This is a genomic window from Peptidiphaga sp., assembly GCF_057238965.1.
This window is the reverse complement of sequence record NZ_DBHHEV010000122.1, coordinates 1-5,596: the sequence shown is the minus strand read 5'-3', so window position 1 is coordinate 5,596 and position 5,596 is coordinate 1. Positions and strand designations below refer to the sequence as shown.

Genomic DNA, 5,596 nt, shown 5'->3' with positions numbered 1-5,596 from the left:
ATCGGCGGGCTCGCGCACACCGCCAAGCCCGCCGATTCACGCATTGGGGGCCGCACAGGAGGCCCTTCGAAACGCCGGCTCAGAGGCGGCCAACCTCAGCCTCCTGCCGGATCCGAGCCTCAGTCCCCCTTCTCGGTCTTGGCGCCGCCTTCTTTTTCAGCCTTAGCGCCGCCTTCTTTCTCAGCCTTAGCGCCGCCTTCCTCGTCGCGTTCCCCGTCGCCCTCCTCGCTTAGCTTGGCCTCCAGCTGCGCCACGATTTCCTCGTGGGCCTTTTCGCTCAACGTCACCTTGAACATGAAGGTGAGGGCCGAGAGGACGATGAAGGCGAGAGGAGCGTAGAACGCGGCCGTTTTGAATGTTTGGATGTTGCCCGCAGTGAGGCTGTCGGGGTCGGCCCCGTTGGTCATCGCGGCGGCGATCGCAACGAAGCCGACGATGCTGTTGGAAACCGCGCCTGCGATCTTGTCGAGCATCGGCCGCACGGAAAGCGTGACGGCCTCGTCTCGCTTTCCGGTCTTCAGCTGGCCGTACTCGACCGAATCCGTCAGCGAAAGTATCGCCGTCATCTGAATGAAGGTCGCGGGGACGTAGAACAGCACGAGGGCGATGAAAACAACGACGACGTTGCTCGAGAACAGGATGAAGAGCACATACGCCGCAATGAGCATGCCCAGGCCGCCCAGGTAAAGACTGCGCCGGGGCACGCGACGGTTGATGAGCGGGTAGAGCGGCGTCGTCGCCAAGCCCGCGACGAAGGCGATGACGCCGACTATCGAATACTCGCTGGGCATCCTCAGGACGAATGTGAAGAGATAGAGCATAAATCCCGTGGTGGCCACATTGGCGACGGCGTATAGCAAATAGCTGAGCGCCACCCAAAGCAGCTGATCGTTCCGGGCGATCGCGACGAATGCCTGCAACGGGTTCGTGTTCTTCTTGGCTTTCGCTCGCAGCACGCTCTCCTGCTCGGTGGTTCCGAAGGCGACCGCGAGCGCCGTGACGATGCCGAGGACGGCGATGATCGCCCCGAACGCCGTCCATCCCGCCTGGGTCTGCCCCGAAGAGCTTGCAAAGAGCCCGCTGAAAAAGCTGACGATCGGGATGACGACGACGGTGATTCCGTTGTAGCCCAGCGACCCCGTGAACATTCCCAGGGCTGTGAAAACTCCGCGCTCGTGCGATTCGGTCGACAGGGCGGGGATCATTCCCCAGTAGGAGATGTCGCGGATCGAGTAAAAGATGTCGAGCAGGATGAAGACGATGGTGAAGACGACGATGAAAACGGTTTTGTTGACGTTTACGAGGCCGAACAGCCCGGTGAAGATCGCGAACATGAGGACCGAAGAGACGACGCCGCCGATCACTTGCCATGGGCGGAAGCGGCCAAAGCGCGTGTTGGTGTTGTCGATGAGGTTTCCGAGCAGGGGATCGAGGAAGATCTCCGCGATGCGGATGATGAAAACAAGGGCTGTGATTATGCCGATCAGCGCTTTCGCTTCGGACTTGCCGTAGTGAGAAAACAGGGTTTGGGCGGCGTAGTACGTGACGAAATAGGTGCTGAGCGCGTTGTAGAACGCCGCCTGCCCAAGGTTGCCCACAGCGTATGAGATTCGCTGGACGATTCTTCCCCGCGGGGCCCCCTTCGTGGTTGTAGTGGACATCTTCTTCTCCTTCGAAGAGCGGACCGCGGCCGACCGCGCCCCGCCGACAGATATTCGGTTACCTATTCAGGTAAACAAAGATTACCTTAGTTTTAGCCGTCAATCTCGCATTTACTTAAGGTCATGCCAACTCGTTGCAAGGCATGCAGAATCAGGTTTACACTTGCAGATAACCGGTTTACCTTAATGACAACGACGTGATGCACCACTGGAGGTAGATCCCAATGCCCGCACCGATCCCCGCCCCGTCTTCATTGCCCGCGCCTTTCCCGGCGTCGGCCTCCGTTCCGTCGGCTTCCAAGGCGAAATCCTCCTGGCTAGAAGACCCCACGGTTTTCGCCGTCAATCGCCTGCTTGCCCACTCTGACCACATATCGGACTCGCCGACCCAGAGCCTGGCCGGCGCCTGGAAGTTCCGCACCGTCCTGGCAGGCGAAATCGACGTCGAGAACCCTGAGTTCGCGAAAGCCGACGCGAAAACGCCGAACTTCCGGACAATCGACGTCCCCTCGACCCTGGAAACCGAAGGGGGATGGCGCCCCGCCTACGTCAATATTCAGATGCCCTGGGACGGGCACGAGGACCCCCGGGCGCCGAAGATCCCCAGCCTCAACCACGCGGCCCTCTACCGCAGGGAGTTCCGATTGGACCCCGCCCTCGCCGAAGCCGCGAACGGCGGCAACGTCACGATTGTCTTTGAGGGATTTGCGACGGCCATATACGTGTGGCTCGACGGCGCCTTCGTGGGATACGCCGAAGACGGCTACACCCCGAGCGAGTTCGACGTCACCGGCATTTTGTTCGGGCGGGAGGGCGCCGACATCGACCCCTCTGCCGCGGACCACGTTCTGACCGTCGCCTGCTTCGAACACTCGAGCGCCTCGTGGCTTGAGGACCAAGACTCGTGGCGTTTCCACGGCCTTTTCCGCGACGTCGTTTTGACCCGCAAACCTCGCACGCACCTCGACAATCTGCGCGTGAACGCCGATTACGACCATTTGGCCGGGGCCGGTTCGCTCAACATCGACGCCGCAGTCGCCGAACCGGAGGAGCAGGGCAACGTTCGGGCGGTCCTCACGGACGACGCCGGCGCCGTCGTGTGGCAATCGACGGCGCGGCAGCAGGGCCGCACCCGAATGTCCTCGGGCGAACTTCCTGGGATCAGGCCGTGGTCGGCCGAAGACCCGGCCTTGTACACGCTCACGTTGACGTTGACCAGGCGGGGCGCCGCCTCGGACGCCGCGGCGTCGTCGGGCGAAGCCGTCTCCGACGCCGTCGAGACCGTTTCCCAGCGCATAGGATTCCGCCGATTCGCCGTCGAGGACGGAATCATGACTCTCAACGGGAAGAGAATCGTCTTCAAGGGCGTGAACCGGCACGAATTTGACTGTCACAAGGGACGCACCCTCACGGAGCAGCAGATGATCGACGACATCGTCTTTTGCAAGCGCCACAACATCAACGCCATCCGCACGAGCCACTACCCCAACGACCGGCGTTTCTACGCGCTCGCCGACCGCTACGGCGTCTACCTCATCGACGAAGCCAATCTGGAGACCCACGGCTCGTGGAACGCCCCCGGCGACGTCGCAACGCCAGAAACCGCGATCCCCGGATCGCGCATGGAATGGGAAGGACCGTGCGTCGACCGCGTCGAATCTATGATCCACCGCGACTACAACCACCCGTCGGTCCTCATCTGGTCCCTGGGCAACGAATCCTACGGAGGCGAGGTGTTTCGAAGCATGTACCGCCGCGCCCACGAGCTCGACCCCCTCCGCCCGGTCCACTACGAGGGAGTCACCTGGAATCGCGAGTACGACGACGTCACCGACATAGAATCCCGCATGTACGCCCATCCGGACGCGATCGAGGATTATGTCTCGCACTCCCCAAACAAGCCCTATATTTCGTGCGAGTACATGCACGCCATGGGGAACTCCGTCGGAGGCCTGTTCGAGTACACGGATCTGGAACGGTATCCGCATTACCAGGGCGGGTTCATCTGGGACCTCATCGACCAGGCCCTGTGGAAGGAGCACGGCGACGAAACCCAAGGCGAGCTTCGGGGCTGTTTGGAGTACGGAGGAGGTTTCGCGGACCGCCCGTGCGACTACGAATTTTCCGGCGACGGCCTGCTGTTCGGCGACCGTTCAATCTCCCCGAAGGCGGCGGAGGTCAAACAGGTTTACTCGAATGTCCGCCTCTTCCCCAGCCCCACGGGCGTGCGCGTCGTCAACGACAATCTCTTTGCTTCAACCGCAAGCTGCGAGTTCGTCGCCAGCCTCCTCGCGGACGGCGTTAGCGTCTGGTCCCAAACGCACCGGTTCGACGTTCCGGCGGGGAACGCCGAAGAGTTTCCCATCCCGTGGCCGAGCGCCGAAAGCCAGACGCCCGGCGTCGAACTCACCTACGACGTCGGCGTGCGCCTTGCCGAGGAGACTCTGTGGGCGCCGGCCGGGCACGAAATCGCCTTCGGCCAGCACACCGTGCGCGTCCCCGCGAAACCGGGGCAAGCCGCCAAGGAGACGCGCGACGTCGGCGAGGCGGCGCACGGCGTCGCGGCTGAGGCAGGGCTGGCGACCGCAGTTCCGTCGCCGGGCGACGAAAGGGATGCGGCGCCGGCCGACGGAGCGCCAAGCCCCGCAGTCACCGTCGGGCGCTGGAACGTCGGCCTGCGAGTTGGATCGCGGGAGGCTCTGCTTTCGCGAACCCAGGGCGGGATCGTCTCGTGGACAAAAAGCGGCAGGGAGTACGTGCTGCGCCCGCCCAGAATCACGACGTTCAGGCCGCTGACCGACAACGACCGCGGCGCGGGACACGGCTTCGACCGGGCGCGGTGGGCGGCTGCCGGACGCTATGCGCGGTGCGTCGCCGTCGCCGTCGACGCCTCCGAAGAGGGCGTCGCGGTCGCCTACGTCTACGAACTCGCCACTCCGGCCAGGAGCCGGGTCACCCTGCGCTACGCGATCGACTCGGCCGCGCGCATACGCCTGACCGCCGACTATCCGGGCGAGGCGCACGCGCCCACGATCCCCGCCTTCGGCGTCGAATGGGCTCTGCCCGGCGAGTTGAGGCATTTGCGCTACTACGGCTTGGGCCCCGAGGAAACCTATGCGGACCGCTCCTCGGGCGCACGCCTCGGCGTGTGGGAGACGACCGCCGCGCGCGACTACGCCCCTTACCTCGTCCCCCAGGAGACGGGGAACCACCGGGGCGTGCGATGGGCCGAGATCACAGACGGCGCCGGAAGCGGAATACGCGTCAGGCGGCACGACGCCGACGGATCGGCGCTTGCTGCGGCCGACGTCGAAGGGTCGGCACTCGACGCGGCGGAGGGATCGACGCTCAACGTGTCTGTGCTCCCCTACTCTTCCGCGCAAATCGAGGAGGCCTCCCACCAGTGGCAGCTGGCCGATCCGTCGAGGACGCCCCTGACGCATTTGCGGCTCCTCGCAGGGCAGATGGGCGTCGGAGGGGACGACTCGTGGGGGTCGCCCGTTCACGAGAAATACCACATCGCCGCTGACCGGCCGCTGCGGCTCGACGTCGATCTGGAGCTTATCTAAACTCCCCGGCCCAGGGCGTGGGCCGGGCGGTCTGCCCGACCTTGGAATGCGGGCGGCCAAACAGCGGCGCGGGGCCCGGCCGCGAGGCTACGGGGCCAGGGCGCCGTGCCGCACCCGCCACGCATTCACCCCGCGGGGGCGAAGCTGTCGCGAGCCACGAGCTTCGTCGACACAAGGACGTGGTGACAGGAGGAGTATCGGCCGATGATCGAGTCCGAGAGAAGGAGAATGGCAGACTCCGCCAGCTCCGAGCAGTCGATGTCGAACGAGGTCAGCGTCGGCGAGGTGTATTGGCAGACCTCCGGGTTGTTGGTGGCGACGACGGCGACGTCTTGTGGCACTCGGACGCCTGCGGCGTCGCGGGCC

3 protein-coding genes are annotated in these 5,596 nt (G+C 64.3%); 1 reads left to right on the top strand and 2 read right to left on the bottom strand.

Features of this window, described 5'->3' with window-relative positions:
* Nucleotides 1–119: 119 nt before the first annotated feature.
* On the bottom strand, nt 120–1,661 hold the full coding sequence (locus ACO48X_RS10610) for a glycoside-pentoside-hexuronide (GPH):cation symporter (RefSeq protein ID WP_485002055.1): 1,542 nt from the start codon (nt 1,659–1,661) through the stop codon (nt 120–122).
* Nucleotides 1,662–1,885: 224 nt separating this feature from the next.
* Between ACO48X_RS10610 and lacZ the strand changes: the two genes are divergently transcribed.
* Nucleotides 1,886–5,230, top strand: coding sequence for a beta-galactosidase, LacZ type (lacZ, locus tag ACO48X_RS10605; protein WP_485002054.1), 3,345 nt, complete (start codon nt 1,886–1,888; stop codon nt 5,228–5,230).
* A gap of 125 nt (nt 5,231–5,355) precedes the next feature.
* Here the strand turns inward: lacZ and ACO48X_RS10600 are convergent.
* Nucleotides 5,356–5,596, bottom strand: a 241-nt coding sequence (locus ACO48X_RS10600) for a substrate-binding domain-containing protein (RefSeq protein WP_485002053.1), incomplete at its 5' end; no start/stop codon positions are given.